The sequence below is a fragment of the Chryseobacterium geocarposphaerae genome (assembly GCF_002797535.1).
GTDB classification, from domain to species: domain Bacteria; phylum Bacteroidota; class Bacteroidia; order Flavobacteriales; family Weeksellaceae; genus Chryseobacterium; species Chryseobacterium geocarposphaerae.
The window spans coordinates 400,040-421,985 of record NZ_PGFD01000001.1 but is presented as its reverse complement, the minus strand read 5'-3'; the positions used below and the strand labels follow the sequence as shown (position 1 = coordinate 421,985).

The window sequence follows — 21,946 nt, the reverse complement described above, 5'->3', positions numbered from 1 at the left end:
CTTTCGTTTTTAATATCCGTTATTTTGCTTGTACAATCCCTGACTGAAATTGATCTGAGCCAATGGAATCGGGCAGTATTCTTCAATTCCGTGGTCAAATCCTGCCTGAGAGTAGTAAGATCTTTTCGTTTTTTCTCCGGAATAATAGGTATTCATTGTACCTGCTGCGGTTCCCCATCTCACCAGGTCGAAGAAACGGCTGCCTTCCATTGCAAATTCCATTCTGCGCTCCCATCTTAGGGCTTTTCTGGCAAAATCCTGATTCCATGTACAGTTGACACCCGGTTCATATTTGCTGATCAGATTGTTTGAAGTGTAACTTCCAGTCAAAACAGTACTGTTCGCCGCACGTTGTCTCACCTGATTGATTAATGGCAACGCTTCATTGATTTGTCCAAGCTCTATCAGCGCCTCCGCTTTCATCAGCAACACATCGGAATAACGGATGATGATCCTGTTTTTAGAATTGGCATAAAACGGGTCTACATTCACGGTGCAGCCACATCCTACAGGTACATTTTCTTTTAATGAAGCATAATAACCATAAGTTCCCGGGCTTCTGTTCCAGCTTTCCTGATAGATTTTGTTTTCCTCGTATTTCCAAGGCAATCCCGGCAAAGCAACCGTGTGGTAAAGTCTCGGATCCACATTGTAATTATTCAGCTGATTATAATTCAGATCCGTATCATTATACGTATCAAACATTGGCAGACCTTGAGGAGTTGTCTTGAAAGCGTTCACCAGATTCTGGCTTGGTTTGTGGAAATCGCAGCATCCTAAACCTTGCGGCAGAGAAAGCACATCACCGTAATTCAGTCTTCCGAAAAGCGTTCCGTCATTGTCGGAATATTGAATGGAGAAAACCGATTCCGGACCATTCTCGTGCGTTCCCGGAAGAAAATTGTACCCGAAATCTGATTCCAGAGTATAATTTCCGATCACCTGATTAGCTGCGTCAATGGATTTCTGAAGGGTTACAGGATTGATCTGAGTCACCGTATAATTGTCGTCCTGCTCATACGCCTGATACAATCTCACTTTTGCCAAATATGCATAAGCCGCACTTTTCTTTGGTCTTCCGACTTCGGATTGCGTTGCAGGCAAATTGGCGGCAGCATCTTCAAAATTGGAAGCGATGGCATCCCACAGTTGCTGGTCGGTTTTCGCACGGTTGGAGATTTTCGGGTAATCATCAATAGGTGTATTTTCATCCACGTAAGGCACATATTTGAAAAGGATTTTCAGCATAAAATAAAAATGTCCCCTCACGAATTTCATCTCGGCAATACGTTTTTTCTTGTTTGGGTATTGCGCTTCAGAAAGCTGGTTAAGCGCTGCAATTGCTTTGTTACATCTGCTGATTCCAGCGTAATGCAAATACCAGAGACGGTCCAATTCACCAAAATCCGAACGGATATTGTTGGAAATTTCAAAAAAGTGAAATGCCTGAATATCATTAGTTCCGCTTCCGCCTTTGTAAGCATCATCTGAACGTACATTTCCGTATGGCCAAAGGCTGAAAGGCGTGTCGTAATGGTCGTTTCCAAGTGCCGCATAAGCTGCAATCACAAAACCGTCCACATTTTCCGGCGTTACAACATCGGCCTCGGAAAGCACGCCTCTTGGCTCATTGTCCAGAAAATCGTTGCAGGAAGTTGCTCCCAACAGAAATGCACAGGCAACTGTTAATAGTATATATTTTTTCATTGTTTTAATATTTAAAATTTAAAGGGATAAATTAACTCCAAAATTAAACGTCAGCGGTAGCGGATAACCGAAAGCCGGCGTTTCCGGATCGATACCCGTGAAGCTTTTGGATTTGATGCTCAGAAGATTCTGTGCGCTGATGTAAATCCTGAAATTGGTAAGCCTGTATTGCTCCAACACATTTTTCGGAAGACTATAACCTAATTGTAAAACTCTTAATTTCAGATAGCTTCCGTTCTCTACATAATAAGATGAAAATCTGGATTCTGCGTTGCTGTCTACTGTTGTGAGTGCTGGAATATCAGAATTCGGATTCTGTGGTGACCATGCATTGAGCAATCTCGTCCCTTTGTTGGAACCTACATCATCTACACTCCAGAAATCGGTTTGGTATTTTTTAGAATTAATGACATCCACATCGCCGATACCTTGCCAAAAGGTAGACAAATCGAAATTTTTATAGGAGAAATTAAGATTAACACCATACATAAATCCCGGATTCGGATTTCCAATCCACGTTCTGTCTTTGTCGTCGATAATTCCATCATTATTTAAATCGGCATAACGGATCCTTCCCAATCCTTTACCCGGTTGCGTAGCGGAATTATCAACTTCTGCCTGCGTTCTGAAAAGTCCGTCGGCAACATAACCATACATTGAATTGATTGGCCTTCCGAGAATATTATCTGTGGTTCCGTTTCCGCCATAATTGTTGATAACGGATTGTGGTAATTCCGTGATTTTGTTGCGGTTCATAGAGAAATTTCCTGAAATCTCGTACCCGAATCCGCCGGAAGTTTTATCCTGATAACCTAAAGCAACCTCAATCCCTTTATTTTCCATCGAAGCACCGTTGATCCAGCGGTTTCCGCCTTCGCCAATCACGCCCAGATAAGGAGGTAAAACGAGAATATCTTTGGTATCTTTTTTATAAATATCCACGCTTCCCGTCAGTTTCTGATTAAAAAATCCGAAATCCAGACCTAGGTTGGTCTGTGTAGTGGTTTCCCATTTTAAATCGTCATTTTTGGTTTGTGTTGCGATGAATCCTGAAGGCAATAAACCGCTTCCCACCCCCGAAATATCGTAAGCCGTTCCGTAGGAAGTTGCCCAGGTCGGGTTTCCGCCTGCATAATTCGCAATGTATAGCGAGTACACCGCCGAGTTGCTGATTTCCTGGTTCCCGGTCTGTCCCCAACCTACTCTCAGCCTTAAATCTGAGAAAAACGGAATCCATTTCTCCGCAAAATCTTCTTTGTTGATTCTCCATCCAGCCGAAAATGCCGGGAATGTTCCAAAACGGTTGTTTTTCCCGAATCTTGACGAGCCGTCATAACGTACTGTTGCAGAGAAAAGATAACGATTGTCATAATCGTAAGAGAACTTCCCGAAGTATGACAACAAGCTGTAATAGGTAGAGCTTCCACCGTTGAACGCATCTCCCGTTCCCGCGTCTGGGTACATATAATCGGGAGTTTCAATCAGGAAGCCTTCTTTTCTAAGCCACGTATTATTATAGGTATCTTTATACATTTCCATCCCACCCAGCAAATCGAAGTGGTGATTTCCTGCTTTGGCCGTGTATTGAGCTGTATTGGTCCATGTCCATTTTTCAGTATCCGACTGGTCAATATTTACAGCATTTGTTTTATTCTGAAGATAGCCCGAAACATAGCTTCTTTGCAGCATTCTTTTATAATAATTCGAAAAATCAACCCCGAAGCTTGATTTCAACGTCAGGTTTTTCACAGGCTGTAATTCGGCATAGACATTTCCGAAAAAACGCTGATAACGATAACCGTTGTCTTTGTTGTATTCCAAAAGACGGACAGGATTCTGACGGTCATTCATCCCTCCAACCGGACCACCCCACCCGATTCCGTCCACAGTATGAACAGGAATAATCGGCAGTGCTCTTAAAGCCGGATCAAGAACGCCAAGATCCATCAATTCGTTAGTTTTATTGTATGTAAAATTTTCCCCGATTTTTAATTTACCATCGAAAAAATTATAGGAAGTGTTCACACGGGCAGACAATCTTTTGAAATTGGTCAGCTTTACGATACCGTCATTGTCATAATACCCCATCGAAAAATAGTAAGAACCTTTGTCTGACGCGCTTGAAGCCGCCACATCCAAAGAATTGGCAACACCAGTCTGGGAAACCTCATCATACCAATTTGTATTGGAAGATTTGATGGTTTTTGCTGCATCCAGATATTCCGGAACGTAGCTGTTGTACAAGGTCGGAACGCCGTTCTGAACGCCCCAGTCGAAGCTGTAGCTCAGGTTATTATTGTTCGGATTCAGACCGTCGTTGATATTAGCCTGCCAAAGCACCTGCCCGAATTGTTTTGCGTTGAGAACAGGTGTTTTTTTCGCATATTGGGAAAAAGCAGTATAATAATTCAGGTCGATTCTCATCTTGCCTTTTTTCCCTTTTTTGGTGGTAATGATGATCACACCGTTTGCCGCTCTGGAACCGTAGATACTTGCGGAAGAAGCATCTTTCAGTACCTGCATCGTTTCGATGTCGCCCGGATTCAGCTCGTGCATTCCTGCTTTTGTTGGTACACCGTCTATGACATAAAGCGGGTCGGTATTGTTCAGTGTCCCGACACCACGAATCAGAACTTTGGTACTTCCTCCTGAAGGCGAACCATCGGCGGAGATATTCACCCCAGCTACTCTTCCCTGTAGTGATTTGATGGGATTCGGTTCCGCCTGTTTGTTAAGATCTTTCATATCAACAATGGAAACTGCTCCGGTGATGTCGGCTTTTTTCTGCTTGGTATATCCGGTCACCACAACTTCGTCAATGTTCTTCACCTTATCGGCTGCCAGAATGATGTTGAGGAAAGTTTTTTCATCCACCACCACTTCTTTCGTAGTATAATCGGGATAGGTAAAAACCAGCGTGTTTCCTTTCTTCAAATCATTAATTTGAAATGTTCCGCTGTTATCAGTCGTTGTAGTAACTCCCGTTTCGGAAACAGTGACAGTCACGCCGCTCAACGGTTTCTGATTGGGAGACAGCACCTTTCCTTTCACAATTTCCTGCGCAAAAAGGTAGGAAAACGGAAGAAGGCAAAAGGCGACTGCAATTTTATATTTCTTCATATCATATAGTTTTAATTTTAATTAATTGTCTACGGAATGTTCTACACTGCTATCTCTTATTTAATATCAAGCTGATGTGCATCGATATTTAATGAGCTTCCTTTCGTGTCTGTTGATAAGGTCAGTTCTGAGAAATTTTCATTAGGGAAGAAGATTTCGGTCAGTACTTTTTCGCCGTCGTTGAAGAAGATTTCAATGGAGGTCTTGTCGATAACAAGTTTTATCTTTGCTTCGGAATAGATCTGATTCAATGGTGCTTTGGTAACAGGTGTTGAATAGTTTTTTCCGAAATCTGTTTTTCCTGATTTGGAACGATCGACAAACAATTCTTTTGTTTTATTATCAATTCCAAAAACGACTTCTTCTCCTAAAGAATTTTTCAGAGAAAAGCTATAAGTTCCGGCAGTCATCTTCTTTAAATTTAAATCGAGAACAGCTTTAGTCAGGTCAATTTCTGACGGACTTACTAATTTATTTTCAGCCTTCAGATTGATTTTTTTCCGGATAGATTTTCCTTGATAATTTTTCAGTCCGGCAACCGGAATATTCTTAAGAATATAGCCGTCTTTTGTTTTCTTGAGTGAAACTTCCCTCGCCATTGTCGTACTGCTTCTCCACGCTTCCGTAGGAACTTCCTGCGCATATTCCCAGTTGCTCATCCAGCCGATAATCACCCGTTTTCCCTGCGGAACATTATCGAATGAAACGCTGGCATAATTGTCTTTTCCCCAATCGAGCCAGGCTGCTTTTTCTTTCTGAAGCTGTTTCGTGAAATGTTCATCAATCTTAAAAGTTTTCCCGTCAAAATCACCGACAAAATATTGTCCTGCAGAACCATTATTTGGTCCGCCTGGATTGATATTGACGATCAGAACCCATTTTTCTTCGTTGGTCCCTTCGACTTTTAACGGAAATAGATCAGGGCATTCCCAAACGCCACCGTGACCGCCCAAATCTTTTCCAAATTCGGATTGGAACGCCCATTCTTTCAGGTTTTTTGAGGCGTAAAAGTGTGTTCTGTCCTGAGCCGCCAAAACCATAATCCATTGCTGTCTTTTGCTGTCCCAAAACACCTTTGGGTCACGAAAATCACGGATTCCCGGGTTTTTAAGAACTGGATTTGCACTATATTTTGTCCAAGTCTTGCTATTATCTAAAGAGTAAGCAATTCCTTGAGATTCTACATCTATTTTTCCGTCTTTTTCTCGGTTGGGATTGTGATAAGTGTACACCGCAACGACAGGATTATTTTTGGAATCCCCGAAACTTGAAGTATTGTTTTTATCGACCACCGCACTTCCTGAGAAAATATATCCCAAATCATCAGGATAAAGTGCAATCGGCTGCTCTTCCCACTTGACGAGGTCTTTGCTTGTGACGTGTCCCCAATGCATCGGTCCCCATTTATTTCCATCGGGATAATGCTGGAAGAACAGGTGATAAACACCGTCTTTGTAATAGAGTCCGTTCGGGTCATTCATCCATCCTTTTTTGGGGCTGAAATGGAAATTAGGGCGGTAAAGCTGCTCTTCCTTCTTCGAATCCGACTGAGCGTTCAGATTCGAAAAAAAGACAGAAGCGACAATTAAACTTGATATTATTTTTTTCATTGAATTATTTTTTCTCGAAGATTTTTGAAGATTCTATTCTTTTGTAAGTGTTTTGCTTAATTTTTCCAGTGAGACTCCTTTGGTTTCCGGCATCATAAAAATCACAAATAACAGCTGGAATACCATTGCGATTGTGAATACCAGAAATACAGTTCCGGCGCCAATAGTCGAAAATAGAGTCGGGATAAGGGAAGGAATGATCGCTGCCAAAACCCAATGCGTGGAACTTCCGAATGCCTGTCCTGATGCACGAAGATGGTTCGGAAAAATCTCGGAGATAAAAACCCAGATCACCGTTCCCTGTCCGATGGCGTGAGAAGCGATAAACAGGAATAAAAACACAGGAATCGCCAAGCCCGACCAATGGAAATAAAAAGCCATAGAAACGAGCCCCAACGAAATGATATAACCGATGGAACCAATGTACATTAGAGTTCTTCTGCCAACTTTGTCGATAAGATTAACACCAACCAACGTGAAAACCATATTAACAACTCCAATTCCGATACTGCTGAGAAGTGCGGTTTTCTCGCCCAATCCAGCCTCACCAAAAATTCTCGGTGCATAATATAAGAATGCATTGATACCCGACATCTGATTGAAAAATGCGACAAGGAAAGCGAGCATCAGCGGAAAACGGTATTTTTTCATAAAGATATTTTCCTTTGGTGCTTCGGCGTGATCGTTTTCCATCTGAGAAATGAGTAGGTCAGAATCCTGATCCGGGTTTACGATTTTAACTACATTTTTGGCTTCGTTTATTCTGCCTTTAGAAACGAGCCATCTCGGGCTTTCCGGAATTATAAGCACACATAAGGTGTAGATACTTGCCGGAATTGCCTGAACACCAAGCATCCATCTCCAGTCGTTATCTCCGATTCCGCTGAGTAAATAATTGGATAAAAAGGCAACCAAAATTCCCAAAACAATATTGAACTGATACAGGGAAACCAATCTTCCACGATCTCTTGCAGGTGCGATTTCGGAAATATAAGCCGGTGCTGCGATAGTGGATGCTCCAACTCCCAAACCGCCCATAAATCTGAAAAATGCGAAGATATAAGGATCATTGGAAAGCGCTGTTCCGATTGCTGAAAGTGCATATAAGACGCCGATTGCCAAAAGTGTTTTTTTACGCCCGAATGTGTTGGTCGGGATTCCGCCAAAGATGGCCCCGATAACGGTTCCCCACAATGCCATTCCCATTACTACCGCACCGTGGAATGTATCTGAACTCTGCCAAAGCGCTTGTAGTTTTTTATCGGCTCCGGAAATCACCACAACATCAAACCCGAAAAGAAATCCTGCCAAAGCCGCAGTGACAGACCACATCAAAATTTTATTCATATATAGTATTTATTAATTTTTATTGATCAAATGGAATCGCTTCTTCTTCATTGATGTTTGCGTTTACAAACCATAGCGATTTCAGCTGTTGAAAAATATTACTTTGTTTGTGGCTAATATATCCCGGGACAGGAATGCGAAGGTCTAATTATGTAACAAAATATTTCGTCAAGGTTAATTATTTGTTAACTAATTTTAATTAACTGAAAATCAAAATTTTAAAATTAATGTAATTTCAAAATATGATAACGATGTTTCAAAAATGTAACACCATTCTATAAAAATGTTACGTAGATTATAAAGATTTTTAGAAGTATGAACGAATGTTAGTGTGGGAAGATTGACCGAAATTTGAGGCCGGGTTTTGGGAAACTACGGCTTTGGTTTTTATAAGATGAATACTTCGAGCAGGCAATGCATCATTGTTCAACCAAATAACGACGTCTTATCAGTGCTGACAACGATATCTCGTTCGCACGGATATTGCTACTCTATTCGGGAAAGAAAAGAAAAGATATACAAGGATTAATTACTCCTCACCAACGCTCTTCCTAAACACATTCGGAGAAACCCCAAACTTATTTTTGAAGACCGTAGAGAAATAATTCGGGGAAGAGAAGCCGGTTTTATAAGCAATTTCGGAAATCGTCAGCCCTGGATTTTGCAGCATCGATTTTGCCTGTTCCAGACGGATATTGTTGATGTAGTCGCTTACATTCACGTCAAACATTGCCTTTATTTTTCTGTAAAGCTGAATTCTTGAAATATTCAGTAAATCCGCAAGATTTTCCACTGAAAAATCGGGATTATCAATATTGGTTTTGATGATCTGATTCAATTTGTTCACGAACGTCTGCTCCATACTTCCGAAGGATTTGCTGTCCACAATTCTTCCGATGTTGTTAGTGTAATAATAACGGAGTTTTTCGCGGTTGTAAAGCAATGAACGCAGCGACTGTGTCAGAATCGGATAGCTGAATGGTTTGGTAAGATAAAGATCAACCCCGGATTTCAATCCGTGAAGATAAGATTCCTTATTGTCCAAAGCCGTAAGAAGAATAACCGGAATATGAGATGTTCTGAGGTCATTTTTCAGAATTTCGCAGATTTCAAATCCGTTTTTTTCAGGAAGATTCACATCGCAGACAATGATGTCGGGAATCTCGCTTAGCGCTTTATCAATCGCATCCGTACCGTCAGAAACCATCACGTCAAATTCCGTCTGAAGCTTATTGCTGAGGAAAAACGACAAATCCGAATTATCCTCCACCAACAGCAAAGAATACCGATCACCCGGATTTTCTTGGTTTTGCATAAAACTTCCTTCTTCTACCACACTAAAAACAGCCTCTTTTGCCAACGTTTCCGCATCCATAACACCCGGTTCTTTTATCATCTGATCCTCATTGAAATGCTTGTTTCCTTTATAAAGACTGATGATAAATTCCGTTCCCTGAAAAGAACTCACATCAATTTTCCCGAGATGAAGCTCCACAAACTGACGGCTGAGATGAAGCCCGATTCCCGAGCTGTTTTTGCGGTTGTTGGAACCTTTAAAATAGGGTTCAAAAACGTTGCTGATCTCTTTTTCCGGGATTCCTATACCGTTGTCTTTGAAGCTGATAACCGCCTGATTTCCTTTTTCCTGAATTGTAATTTCAATTTTTCCGTTGTCTGGTGTAAATTTAAAAGCATTTGACAAAAGGTTAAAATATACTTTATCCATCAGGTTTCTGTCAATATACAGTTCCAGATTTTTGTTTGCGGAATGAATTTCAAACTTAATATTCCTTTTTTTAGCCTCATTTTCAAAATCCCTGAAAATGCCATAAGTGAAATCGTAGATATTGGTTTTGGAAACCCTTAGATTGAAGGTTTTATTTTCTATTTTCCTGAAATCCAAAAGATTATCTACCAACCTTAGCAGACGGTTTGAATTTTTATTAATCAGTTCCAGCTCATAAGACGGTTTTGTACCCTTGCTTTTAAAAGTATCTTTCAATGATTCCAAAGAACTCAAAATAAGCGTTATCGGCGTTTTGAATTCGTGGGATAAGCCGGTGAAAAAGTTTACTCTCGCATCATTACTTTCTTTGAGCTCGTTAGCAATGGTTTCAATCTGATTCCTTTGAATCGTTACACGTTCGTTGGTGAGAGTAAGCTGTTTATTTTTAATTTTAATGGTATAAATCAGGTAAATAGCATAGGCGATCAGGCAAAACATCAGAATCAAAAGTACAACTGACCATCGGAACAATTCTCTTTGGGAAGAATAGAGTTCGGTCTGCTTTTTCACGGCATTCACCTGATTTTCAATCACGCCCTGCTGTTCGATGATTTTATCGAACTGGTTGCGCATAATTTCAGCATTCAGCCTGTCGATAATGGTTGTACTGAGCTTAATTCGTTTCGGTGGAATTTGCCCGTTGTAGATTTTAATGGCAGTCTCAATGGCTTCCGTTCCGCCGGTAGGATAAAGTAAAGTGGCATTCAATTTACCATCCAAAACCATTTGAATTCCACCGTCTTTGGTGTTCAGACCATCCACACCGATAAATTTGATTTGATTTTCCACACCGGCGTTTCTCGCTATTTGCCAAGCTTGTGTAGCGAGTTGGTCATTGAAAGCAAAAACATACAAGCTTTGATTTCCCAATGAATCCAGAGTTTTTCTGAATGCTTCAGCCGGAAGACCTTTGAAGGTTTTTATCAGTTTTGTATTGGAATTATTTTTAATAGCTTGCTGAAAACCCAGACTTCTTTCCGTAGTGGGCGAAGAATTGTCATCGCCTTTTATTTCAATGATTTTTTTTAAATTTTTAGAATCCGAGATAATATACTGCGCTGCTTCTTTCCCAATCTCCACATTATCAGCACCGATGTAAGTGGCATATTTATCAGAATTGATTTTTCTATCCACCAAAATCACGGGAATCTTTTTTGCAAAGGCTTTTTCCACCACAGGAACCAGCGAATTGGGATCAATGGGTGAAATAATGATGATATCCGCTTCATTATCTATCATCTTCTGAATATCCAGAATCTGCTTCTGAACCGAACCTTCTGCTTTACTAATGCTTAGCTGCACCTCAGAATGCAAAGACGCCTGAATCTCCATGGAATGATTCATCGTCTGTCTCCAGGGATGATTTCCCAACCCTTGCGAGAAGCCGATATTTATTTTATCCGATTTTGCTGAAACATCCTTACAGGCATGCAAAATCATCAGTAATAAGAATAAAACGGCACCAGCCTTGGGAAAACCAAACGTTCTAAAAACTTTTTTTGTGGACATATGAACACAATATTAATAAAGATGTTTTACACCTACAATTTTTGGTAAGAGTATTTTATGTTAATTGAATATTAGGTCTTTTACCTGATATTGCTAATATTAGCTGGATTGCACAATGGATCAAAAAAATATACCTCATTTATTCTAATGAAGTATATTTTTTCATTTACAAACTGTCAAAGGAGAAATCTTGCAGCTATAAAGTAACCACCACCAATTACTAGTAGTGGAAGAGAAATCGATAGCAAAACCAATGTCCAAATAAATAGTCTAAAGTAGCTATATAAGCTTACTTTGGAAGGGTCGGAAGGATCATAGATAACAGTGGTTGTTTCTCCTATTTCCCAAGCTGGAGGATCATTTCCTTCTGCTAACTCATATGTAATTAATTGGTTATCTTTTGTCCGAAAAGTGAAGATTGGCGCAAACACTTCACCGTCGGATTCATACTTGTGAAAATCGATTACTGTTGCTGTAGCTTTATAACCATTATTAAGAAATGTCATTGTATTACGGAAGCTGTAGACTGCCCATACAAGAAGTACTACTCCTAGTCCCAGGATTAAATAATATTGCCACATAATTGTATTATTTTTAAAATTTTCCATTATTGTAATGATACAATATTAACTACCAAACTATAAGCTAATTACGAATTTAAATAAATTTTAGTTATCTATCTCTAGATTACAAATATCACTTATATGTTTCTCCTTATCTTTGGTAAACGAAAAATCAACATGAAATAGAAAAACAAATACTTGAGATCATTACTCTTGGCATTTATATAAAAAGACTATTAGAACAACCTAATAGTCTTTTTATTTGTATATGAAATAAAAATACGCTGTAATTGCAGTCTTAAAATTGCGAGAACAATTAATTGCATTCTACTTCAACCAATTCTCTTCCTGTAAGCACAAAATAGAGATTCTGCAATTGATGAAGATATATACACTGAATATAATTTCCAAAGTATAAAAATCCCTCTAATATTTTTTCCTTCGAAAGGTCAAAATCATATTTTCCAAAGTTGGGTAAATCATAACGGATTCTAAAATCTGATCTGTAACTTTCTTTAAAACCAAACTTGGTAAGCCACTCACTAGTAAGTAAAATAGGTTTTAAATCCTTTGAATCAACTGGAATTTTAGAAGTTCCTCTTCTAATATGTACAAGGCTATTTTTATGATCTAAATCGAGTCCAGTAATGGGTACAACTTCCTCTTTATATTGAATTAAATTATGAAGTCTAAGTTCGTGTATTTTCATAGTGGTGAGTGTTTAAAGTTTTATAATCTGAATTTTGAAAAGTTTAATGTTACTTTGCTTTAGAATTCAAATTCGTATCTGCTAGTTTAGTTAAAGATTCGTCACATTGTTTTTCTTCTTTTAATGTTGCGAGGAGATTTTTTAGGGATGTTTTTTCGTCCAGTATTTTTGCAAAAGCAGCTAATGTTCCATATGTTGCAATTTCGTAATGTTCAACCTTTTGTGAAGCTGCAATAATCCCTGCATCTCTTACTGTTCCCGGTTCTGTTTCTTTTATAATACTTTCCGCCTCATCCAATAACCCCTGCATTGCATCGCATTTTTTTGCTTGTGCTTTTCTGCCCATAGATTCAAAACATTCCTCCAATCGACTTACGTGTTCTTCAGTTTCAATCAAATGCTGAGCGATCGCATTTTTCAATTTTTCATTAGTCGCATTTTTCTGCATCTTGGCTAAAGCTTTTACAAGTGCTTTTTCGGCCCAATAGATATCTTTAAGACCATCCTCAAAAAGATCTTTTAATTCTTTTGCGGCATCTTTTTTAGCTGGCGTTTTTCTAGACGTAGTTTTTTTTGCTGTGCTTTTTGTAGTTGTTGCCATAATTTTACATTTTTACTATTAATATTTTGTATTTGATTTTTAATCTTTTACCAGTAACCCGTCTTTAACATGGATTATTTGTTTAATTATTTTTTCTACAGTCTATCTACCCTATTTAACAATCCTTGTACTTATTGTCTTGAACTTTGCTTAACGCTATAAATCTCGCTCTTAGCCAGTGCACTATATAAAATTTTCGGATTGCGGAATTTGAGAAAAAACCTCTTCCAATGAGTCAGAGAGATCATCATCCGCATTTGAAACATCTTCTTCCATTCTAAGAAGTTTTGGAGCAATTCTATTTAATGTAAGGTTAAAAGAGTTCATAGTAATAGGTAAAGTGTTTGAATACAACAATCCTTATAAAACAATTTTTTTGCCAAAATAAACTTCATTTTTAGTTGCATAATGAAATATTTATATTGTTTTTATGATTATAATCACAACATATAGTATTTCTATCAAAATATTATTCATTCATATCCAAATTATTTAACGGTAAGTACAATTTTTCCTTGTATCCTTACTAGCATCAGCCTAATTTCTCAGTCTCTTCAGATATTACATGATCCTATTTATTGTGGAATAATTACTATTAAAGCAACTAAAAATAATGATATTCAATACGTAAAAGGGAAAGCCATCGTATCTTAGATTTCCTATATATTTTAAGATCGCTGCCGGTACGTCCGTAACTACCTCTTAATTTTCCTAAGCTGAGCCATTTGGAATTTTAAAAAAAAGATTCTTCAGAAAACAGCCAGGCTGCTCCAATTGCTCCAAAATTTGAAAACCTGTTATTAGGCCCGAAGCGGCTTGAGCCATCGCGCCTTGCTGTTAAGTTGATGATATACCGGTTCATCAACCGATAATTAAGTCTGCCGAACACAGCGGTGTATTTATAGCTCAGCCATCCCTGATATCAATCTTTTAAGCTCTAGGATATCCATTGTATCATTCGTAAAGGTTCTTTCTGTTGAAATCGACTTTCTTTCTGAATAAGGCACTACTGGATTTTCATCAATGCCATTGGCTTTTTTCCAGAGCTCTTTTCCGTTTACTCCAATCATCTGCTGCAAAACCAAAACCGGCATTTCGGATAAGGTATGGATGGTACGAATACCAATTCTCGACAACAGCTGAAATGTCTTATCGCCCACCATCGGAATTTTTTTAATCGATAACGGATTTAGAAACGGCTGAACTTCTGGTTCTTTAATTTCTAATCTTCCCACCGGTTTTGCTTCTCCCGTACCGATTTTCGAAACGGTTTTATTGCTGGATAAAGCAAAGCTTATCGGCAGACCGGTTTCTCTGGTTACAGCAGAAGCAATCTCTCTGGTCCACTGATAACATCCAAAAAACTTATCCATCCCGGAAAGATCAAGATAAAACTCATCGATACTTGCCTTTTCCATGACCGGAACTTTTTCCTGAATAATTTCGGTGACGGTATGGGATAAATTGGAATACAATTCATGATCACCACGGATTACTTTTGCATCAGGACATAAGCGTAAAGCCATCCGGATCGGCATCGCAGAACGCACTCCGAATTTCCTTGCTTCATAGGAACATGATGCGACCACCCCACGGTCTCCACCTCCTATGATGAGGGGAATCCCGTCAAGTTGAGAGTTATTACGTCTCTCACAAGATACAAAGAATGTATCGAGATCCATATGTACAATCGCTCGGTTCACGTCACAAAATTAGATACTATTTGTATCATTTTTTGTATATTTGTAGATACAATTTGTATCAATGTCAATTTTTTCAGATAACATCAGGTTCTTAAGAACTCAGAAAAATTTATCCCAACAGGAGCTTGCAGATCAAATTTCGATGAGCAGAGTTCGCTATTCCAAATATGAGGATGGGCGCTCTGAGGCTCCTTATGAGCTTCTTATCAGGATTTCTAAATATTTCAATTTAAGTATTGATCTGCTCCTCACGGTGGACATCAGAAAATATCCGCTGGAAGATGTCTTAAAACTTCCGGACAATAGAATCCTTCTGCCAATAAAAGTAGACATGGAGGGAAATAATGTTATTGAAATTGTTCCAGCAAAGGCAAGCATGGGATATTTAACCGGATATAGTGATCCTGAATATATTGAAAGCCTGCAGCAAATTGTCTTTCCATTTCTTAGTCATGGAAAGTACAGAGCATTTCCTGCTGACGGAGACAGCATGCCCCCACATCAGGACGGAGCTTATGTGATTGGAAAATACATCGAAAGCATAGCGGATCTTAAAATCGGTAAGAGCTATATTTTTGTTACCAGAAGTGAGGGAATCACCTACAAGCGCCTGTTAGAAATAGAACCTGAAAAAATTACCGTAAAAGCAGATAATCTCTTTTACCAGCCTTATGATATTCCACTGGAAAGTATTATTGAAATCTGGGAATACGCCATGAGTATAGCGACAAAGGAATTTGATCCAAGTACTAACAATTTTGATAATCAACAAATCATCACAATGTTTCAAGAAATTCAGGGTGATCTAAAAATTATAAAGGATTCCCAATAAACTGTTTTTCGCAAAGATCTCACTTTCCTGAAGCTCCTTGCCGTTATACTTGTAATATTAATACCTACAAACAAAAAAGGAAGGTGAAAAATATTCCTTCCTTTTTTGTTGTGATTTAGAGGTGATATCAGCAAAATTACTTGGATGGTTTATATGAGCATTTTATAAATATAGGATACACCATTTTTAATCTATCTGTAAAATAATTTTTTTCATCCTCATATTGAGTTGTTTTTCCTTGTTCCACAATCCACCACTTATTATAACCGTCATAATACATGGTATCATTTTTTTTATTTTTATTATATAATACAAAAGCAAAATCTACATTATTATAATATTCTGGAGTATTATTACCGATCAACTTAAATGTTTTAATCTTTGCATTTATTTCCAAATAATCTATTTTAGAAAATTTTTGTGTAACAAAAGTATTTTCATCAGAATTAATTTTCCAAAACATTTTTTTTCAAAGCTAAATGAAGCATCATTTGCTGAAGTTGATTGCTTATAAAGAATAGCTTCTCCGTTTTTATTTTCCTTTCTCATTGAGCATGAAAAAAATATGAAAAAGCACATAAATAAAACAATTAATCTAAGCATGATTTATTTTAATTTATTACTTGTTACTGATTCTGTTGGCAACGTGATTCCCCAATAAACTTTACGTTGTGGTTCATTTAATGATTCATTCACCTGATTAGATAAAAGAGTAGTCCTTATTTTCTCATTACTTGTAAATCCATTTTTATCTGGATTAGCAAATGGTTCGATTCTTTGGAAGTAATCATTGCCGTTGTATTTATAACTTTGGTAACCACCAAAAATACCTTTCAGCCTTCCAATATGGTTCATCCCAAAAGCATAATAATTGTTCGTATCTGTTATTTCAAGATTGTCATTACTTTTTTTCGCATAACTAACCCTTGCATTTCCCAAATGATCTTTATACTGGTAAATATAACGGTTTTCCGTATAGCTGTAGAAACCTTCAGCAGTACCTGCATCATTATATGCCGTACCATAAATAAGAGCGTTTTTTCATCTTTGTTAGAAGGATTAACCATCAATATTAGATTCTAGTAGATAATCGAGAATCTGAAATGATTACTTAAACTCGCTTCTTAGAGAAGGCGAATTTTTCTTATTCAATTTTATATAAAGTCCACACATATTTGAGCAATCGGTATAATAAAATGTATCTTTCATATCAGAGTTCCATATTTCTTTTCCGTCAATGCTTTGGCTTGTAAACTCTCTCTGAGTTCTTACGTAACTTATTTCTTTGGATAATACAAAACTATACTTTTTTCCTACCTTTATTTTTTCCAAATAATCTTTTCCATTATCACATTCTTTGAAAACAGGAACAATAATTTTTGTTTTCTTATTTTCCAAATGAAGAATATAATTCCATGATGTAGAATCTATTCCTTTAACTGTTGCAGATATAATATCCCTATTCTTATTTGTTTGTGAAAAGCAGCTAACATTAATAAAACAAATTATAATTATTAATATTCTCATTGTTTCTTTTTTAAGTTTTTATATGTTCCAGAATAGCTACCAATTGAAGTAACTACTCCAGTCTTTTTATTTCTTAATGAAAATTCATCCGTTAAAGTAACATTATTCTTATCAATAAATGTCCTGCTAGAGCTTTGTATTAATGAAAATCCATCACTATCCTTATATCGTGGATCAATATATTTAGCAAGATCATGTGCTTCATAATATCCTTTGTTTTTGTCAGATTCAGTTATAGCAGCTGGGCTACCAGGAAAAAGCACTGCACCAATAAATGATTCCAGAGTTTCATGCAAAATATTTGATCCTTTAACTGCCCCCATAACATTTTCATATTTGCCCAAAATATCGGGATTGACAATATTAGTAGCACGAATTTTACCTCCATATTCATAGCTCCCTCTATAAGCCCCTCCTTCATATAATGGATATTCATCTCCTTCTGCTTGATCAATTCTCAAATCACTGTCTGTCTGTAAAGTAACAATATGTTCTTTATCAACATTAGCTGCATGAAAAAGAAGATTTGATGCATCCGTTTGTTCAACTCCTTCAATTTTTGTTGCAGTAACCTTTCCTTTTTCATCTATTGATAAATTAAGTTGTCCTTGAACAGAAGCCTGTAATTATTCAAAGGCCTTATCTTTTTCGCTTCCAGTAATTATAATATCTTTATTCTACATCCCATCCGGATCAATAAATCTTCTAGGATTGTTAAATGCATAAGTATAAGCTGACCATCTTCTCGAAGTTTCCGCCAACGGGTCCACCACACCCCATCTTCTTTCCGTTGTACTTGTAACTTTGATATCCTCTAAAGATCCCTTTCAGTCCTCCAATATGGTTCATCCCAAAAGCATAATAGTTGTTCGTATCTGTTATTTCAAGGTTGCCATCACTTTTTTTAGCATAACTAACCCTTGCATTTCCTTTTTTTAATTATTTTCTCTTGATTTTTAATAATCAGAACATAAACTTCTATTTCGAAAAGATAGCAGCTTCAAATACGAGGTCACTTGTTATCTTACACACGATAAAATTGTGCGGTAGTGAAGAGTTTATTGTATGTATAATCCGCAAACATTTTCGCATTGATCATAATAAATAGTATTCTTCATATCAGAAGTCCAAACAATTTTATCATCAACTTTTTGACTAATAATTTCTTCCTCAATATTACCAATAGTTATATCCTTTTTGAGATGAAAAGAATACTCACTTCCAATTTTAATTCTTTTTTTTCCCTGCTTTTCACAATACTTAGAAACAGGGACAATAAACTTACTGTTATCATTTTGTAAATACAATATGTAACTACTCGATGTTGTTTCTATATTTTTAACAACAGCATTTACAATATCATAATCCTTAGTTTTTTGAGAGCTACAGTTAATTATTAATAATAGAAAAAATAACCTTACTAATTTCATTTTTTTTGAGATTTTTTATAAATACCTTGATAAGTTCCAAATGGTGTTACTTCACCTGTTGTTTTATTTTTAAATGATATTTCATCTTTTAATAAAACTTGGGTGCTACTAATATGTGTTCTGCTCGGAGTCCTTGATAATATGAAGTTGTTACTTTCAATATTTCTCGGATCTATATAATTAGCAAGATCATGTGCGTCATTATATCCTTGACTTTTATCAGACTCTGTAATAGCAGCTGGACTTCCGGGAGAAAGAACACTTCCGATATACCCCTCAAGTGCTTCATGTAAAATACTAGTCCCTTTAATCTTATTCATCAGAGTTTCTAATTTGCCTAAAAAGTCAGGATTAACAACGTTGTTTGCGTAAACTTTTCCTCCATGTTTATAACTTCCTCCATATGCGCCACCTTGATGTAATACAGAACCATCACCACTACTATCCATTCTCAAATCGCTGTCTGTTTTTAAGGTTACAATATGTTCTTTATCAACATTAGCTGCATGAAAAAGAAGATTTGATGCATCCGTTTGTTCAACTCCTTCAATTTTTGTTGCAGTAACCTTTCCTTTTTCATCCATTGATAAATTAAGTTGTCCTTGAACAGAAGCCTGTAATTGTTCAAAGGCCTTATCTTTTTCGCTTCCAGTAATTATAATATCTTTATTCTGCATCCCATCCGGATCAATAAATCTTATAGGATTGTTAAACGCATAAGTATAAGGTGACCACCTTCTCGAAGTTTCTGCCAAGGGATCCACCACACCCCATCTTCCTAAATCCGGCATATAGAATCTTGCTCCATAATCATACATTCCCGATTCCTGAAGTTCCTTGCCGTTGTACTTATAACTTTGGTAACCTCCAAATACTCCTTTCAGCCCTCCAATATGGTTCATCCCAAAAGCATAATAGTTGTTCGTATCTGTTATTTCAAGATTGCCATCGCTTTTTTTAGCATAACTAACCCGTGCATTTCCTAAATGGTCTTTATATTGGTAAATATAACGATTTTCCGTATAGCTGTAGAAACCTTCAGCGGTTCCTACAAAATCTAAGGTCCATGCTAATGGCACTACAATAATCGGATCTTTAAATGCTTCCTGTTCATAAGCCACACTTGTCCTGCACCATAAACATGGGGCCACGGTTTCTGAAAAATAATACTGGAAGCCATCTAAGTAGTCTGTGTACTTATAAGTGGTAGACTGACCTCTCCCTCCTCCTGTACTGTAGGTTTTACGAACCTTCACTCCGTCTGCACGGTATAGATAATTTAATCCAAAGTTGGTGGTTGTGCCCAGAAATGGATCAGTCTGGGTAATGGAAAACTGATCGGGTACATTCAAATGATTATAACCAATGTATTGAATTCCTTTATCCTTCATTGTGGTCATATTTCCATTCAGATCATAATCAATGATATTGTTTCCGCCTTCATATCCTGTGAGGTTCAATGAATTTTCTATAACCTGCGTTAAGCGGTTTCCCTGATAGATATAATCTAAATTATCCACCAAAGTAGAAGTCATTCCTGATATAGGATTTGCAGATCTTTTAAGGTTGCTTATATTCCCGTTCAGATCATAGGTTAGGTATTCATCAAAGTTCCCGCTGGATCCTGTAGTGGGCTCTTTATAGAATGCATTCTTTAACCTGTTCAGGCGATCATAATCATAGTTGTATCTTTTTAAAAGATTTTCTGATCCATTGTTCCAATCTACTTCTGCAATATTGCCATTGAATTTTCCCGGTGTTATATTGGAGTTCACAGGATTATTATATCTTACCTCATATCCAAATAATTTTCCGTTAAGATTAGCAGGATCATTGATCTTTGTCATCCATCCTCGGATATTATAAGCATAGTTAACTTCCTGAAGCGGTGTTGAAACATCTAGCCCGCCCACCTTCTTCGTGGTTACCTGAGAGAGGTCATTATAGATATTCTGTGTCAGGATCTCTGTAGCATTGGAATCTACTTTATGGGTATGCTGTACCAAACGGTTTTGTGAATCATATGTGAAGTTTTCATCGATAACCCTTTCTGTATCTGTAGAGAGCCTCTTATGTCTGGTAATGGTCTGTTGAGGCACTCCTGCAAAATCAAGCCTGGATTCTGTTTTAGTGTACCCTCCTAAATGATTGATGGAGTGAGTGGCAATTACTCTTCCTTTAAGATCGTAATAGCTGTAGTTTTTCGTCCAGTTGTCATCTTCTATGTTTTTAACATAAGTAGCCAAAGACAAGCTTCTGGTAGTAAGCCCCGAGCTTACATTACCTGTTAATACGGCACTCTGATTAGGAATGCTTGAGGTAAAGGCAGGAGTTCCTGTAGGATAGGTATCATAATAATTGACGGACAATAACGTACTTATTGTATAGGGAATCGAAACATTGGTGTAATAGAGATCAATACCGTTATAAGATACAGGGGTAGTTGATCTACTTTCATTATTCGTAGGATTAGCCGTGTTATTGTTAACATCATTCTGAATACTCTGACGTGAACTGGAACTAGACGTTAAACCTGTGTAAACTACCCTTCCAAACTGATCATATTTTGTAAAAAGCCATTGCCCTTGAGTATTCAAATTGGCATCCTGGACCATAATTAATCGGTCCTGTTTATCATAGATCATATACTCCTTTCCTTTTCCCGGCAACTTCTTCTCTACCAATCTGTTTCTGTGGTCATATTTATACTGATAGCAAAGATTATCTAAAACAGTCGGATTTAATGAACTTAAAACCGATGCTAAAGGGGGAATAACATAAGCTAGCTGATTATATTCATTATACACATAATAGGTATCGGCATTTTCCGTGGCACTTATTACTTTTCTTACTAAAACAACCTGACCGTCTTTGTTTTTAAACTCTATGGTGGCATTTCCATCTTCGTCAGTTACCGTATTCTTATAGAGCTGGTTGGCTAAATATCCCGTTTGTGAAAGAGTGATATTAGATTCAAAACTACCATAATCAAATGTTGCAGTGTACTTTTTTACTTCTCCGCCTGCATTGGCTTCATAATTAAGCTGAACGGGATGCCCCTGCCAATCAAGCCCTGGCTGTACCTGAGAGATGACACGGGATAAAGGTGAAGCTTCAACATTCTTATGGGCAAACGGGCTGCTGTCACTGTAATAGGTCTGTGCAGCACCATCAACTCCTGACTGAATAGCCCCATTCATTGTTGGCATGGGAACAGGCAGCCAGGAATCTACCTGCCTTCCGAAGCCATCATAAGGTATAGTGGTTACTAAATCTTTGTTACTTGGAGAAGCTTTTATATTGATAACCTGCTTAGGTCTTCCCAGCCCATCAAAATACTGGATAGTTTCTGAACTTTTGACAGGCTGGTTATTTCCATCATAATCAAGGTAGGTCTTGCTGTATATATAGTTTTCCGCTGTACTGGGTGCTGTAGTCTGTCCGCTATATAAACCCGCTACAAACAAAGCACTGATAGGTATAATTATCTTTTTCATCGTAA

General features: G+C 37.6%; 16 protein-coding genes and 2 pseudogenes. 1 reads left to right on the top strand and 17 read right to left on the bottom strand.

The features are described 5' to 3' along the window. Positions 1-9: 9 nt before the first annotated feature. The 11 genes and pseudogenes from CLV73_RS01900 to CLV73_RS01855 all read right to left on the bottom strand — a co-directional run. Positions 10-1,707, bottom strand: a complete 1,698-nt coding sequence (locus CLV73_RS01900; protein WP_100375205.1) for a RagB/SusD family nutrient uptake outer membrane protein — start codon at positions 1,705-1,707, stop codon at positions 10-12. An 18-nt stretch (positions 1,708-1,725) separates the two neighbouring features. Beyond that, a complete protein-coding gene (locus CLV73_RS01895; RefSeq protein ID WP_100375204.1) occupies positions 1,726-4,827 on the bottom strand; it encodes a SusC/RagA family TonB-linked outer membrane protein in 3,102 nt (1,033 codons plus the stop codon). Between the two features lie 56 nt (positions 4,828-4,883). Then, positions 4,884-6,437, bottom strand: coding sequence for a glycoside hydrolase family 32 protein (locus tag CLV73_RS01890; RefSeq protein WP_100375203.1), 1,554 nt, complete (start codon positions 6,435-6,437; stop codon positions 4,884-4,886). Positions 6,438-6,470: 33 nt separating this feature from the next. After that, positions 6,471-7,784: a sugar porter family MFS transporter gene (locus CLV73_RS01885; protein ID WP_100375202.1), complete on the bottom strand. Its 1,314-nt coding sequence runs from the start codon at positions 7,782-7,784 to the stop codon at positions 6,471-6,473. Between the two features lie 529 nt (positions 7,785-8,313). Beyond that, complete coding sequence (locus tag CLV73_RS01880; protein WP_100375201.1) at positions 8,314-11,079, bottom strand: substrate-binding domain-containing protein; 2,766 nt, start codon at positions 11,077-11,079, stop codon at positions 8,314-8,316. 176 nt (positions 11,080-11,255) lie between these two features. After that, a complete protein-coding gene (locus CLV73_RS01875; protein WP_100375200.1) occupies positions 11,256-11,687 on the bottom strand; it encodes a DUF3592 domain-containing protein in 432 nt (143 codons plus the stop codon). 271 nt (positions 11,688-11,958) lie between these two features. Further along, positions 11,959-12,351, bottom strand: a complete 393-nt coding sequence (locus CLV73_RS01870; protein WP_100375199.1) for a hypothetical protein — start codon at positions 12,349-12,351, stop codon at positions 11,959-11,961. A 49-nt stretch (positions 12,352-12,400) separates the two neighbouring features. Beyond that, the gene (locus CLV73_RS01865; protein ID WP_100375198.1) at positions 12,401-12,952 is read right to left on the bottom strand and encodes a YciE/YciF ferroxidase family protein; all 552 of its coding nucleotides are present in this window, start codon (positions 12,950-12,952) and stop codon (positions 12,401-12,403) included. Between the two features lie 183 nt (positions 12,953-13,135). Then, entirely contained in the window at positions 13,136-13,279 is a 144-nt protein-coding gene (locus CLV73_RS18830; protein ID WP_157798697.1) for a hypothetical protein, read from the bottom strand. Between the two features lie 346 nt (positions 13,280-13,625). Beyond that, positions 13,626-13,856 (bottom strand): annotated as a pseudogene (locus CLV73_RS01860) (hypothetical protein); the annotation flags it as partial. A 1-nt stretch (position 13,857) separates the two neighbouring features. Next, positions 13,858-14,655, bottom strand: a pseudogene (locus CLV73_RS01855) (DNA polymerase Y family protein); the annotation flags it as partial. A gap of 61 nt (positions 14,656-14,716) precedes the next feature. Between CLV73_RS01855 and CLV73_RS01850 the strand changes: the two are divergent. Then, positions 14,717-15,487 carry an XRE family transcriptional regulator gene (locus tag CLV73_RS01850; protein ID WP_100375197.1) on the top strand — a complete coding sequence of 257 codons (771 nt, stop codon included), beginning with the start codon at positions 14,717-14,719 and terminating at the stop codon, positions 15,485-15,487. A gap of 136 nt (positions 15,488-15,623) precedes the next feature. Here CLV73_RS01850 and CLV73_RS01845 read toward each other — a convergent pair whose 3' ends face one another. The 6 genes from CLV73_RS01845 to CLV73_RS01820 all read right to left on the bottom strand — a co-directional run bounded on the left by CLV73_RS01845 (position 15,624) and on the right by CLV73_RS01820 (position 21,941). Continuing rightward, complete coding sequence (locus CLV73_RS01845; RefSeq protein WP_100375196.1) at positions 15,624-15,950, bottom strand: hypothetical protein; 327 nt, start codon at positions 15,948-15,950, stop codon at positions 15,624-15,626. A gap of 143 nt (positions 15,951-16,093) precedes the next feature. Then, positions 16,094-16,426 carry a hypothetical protein gene (locus CLV73_RS01840; protein ID WP_100375195.1) on the bottom strand — a complete coding sequence of 111 codons (333 nt, stop codon included), beginning with the start codon at positions 16,424-16,426 and terminating at the stop codon, positions 16,094-16,096. A gap of 168 nt (positions 16,427-16,594) precedes the next feature. After that, positions 16,595-17,014, bottom strand: coding sequence for a hypothetical protein (locus CLV73_RS01835; RefSeq protein WP_100375194.1), 420 nt, complete (start codon positions 17,012-17,014; stop codon positions 16,595-16,597). Continuing rightward, a complete protein-coding gene (locus CLV73_RS01830; RefSeq protein WP_100375193.1) occupies positions 17,011-17,475 on the bottom strand; it encodes a hypothetical protein in 465 nt (154 codons plus the stop codon). The genes CLV73_RS01835 and CLV73_RS01830 overlap by 4 nt, the downstream gene beginning before the upstream one ends. 597 nt (positions 17,476-18,072) lie before the next feature. Beyond that, positions 18,073-18,444: a hypothetical protein gene (locus CLV73_RS01825; RefSeq protein ID WP_100375192.1), complete on the bottom strand. Its 372-nt coding sequence runs from the start codon at positions 18,442-18,444 to the stop codon at positions 18,073-18,075. Further along, entirely contained in the window at positions 18,441-21,941 is a 3,501-nt protein-coding gene (locus CLV73_RS01820; RefSeq protein WP_228424153.1) for a DUF6443 domain-containing protein, read from the bottom strand. The genes CLV73_RS01825 and CLV73_RS01820 overlap by 4 nt, the downstream gene beginning before the upstream one ends. Between the last annotated feature and the right edge of the window lie 5 nt (positions 21,942-21,946).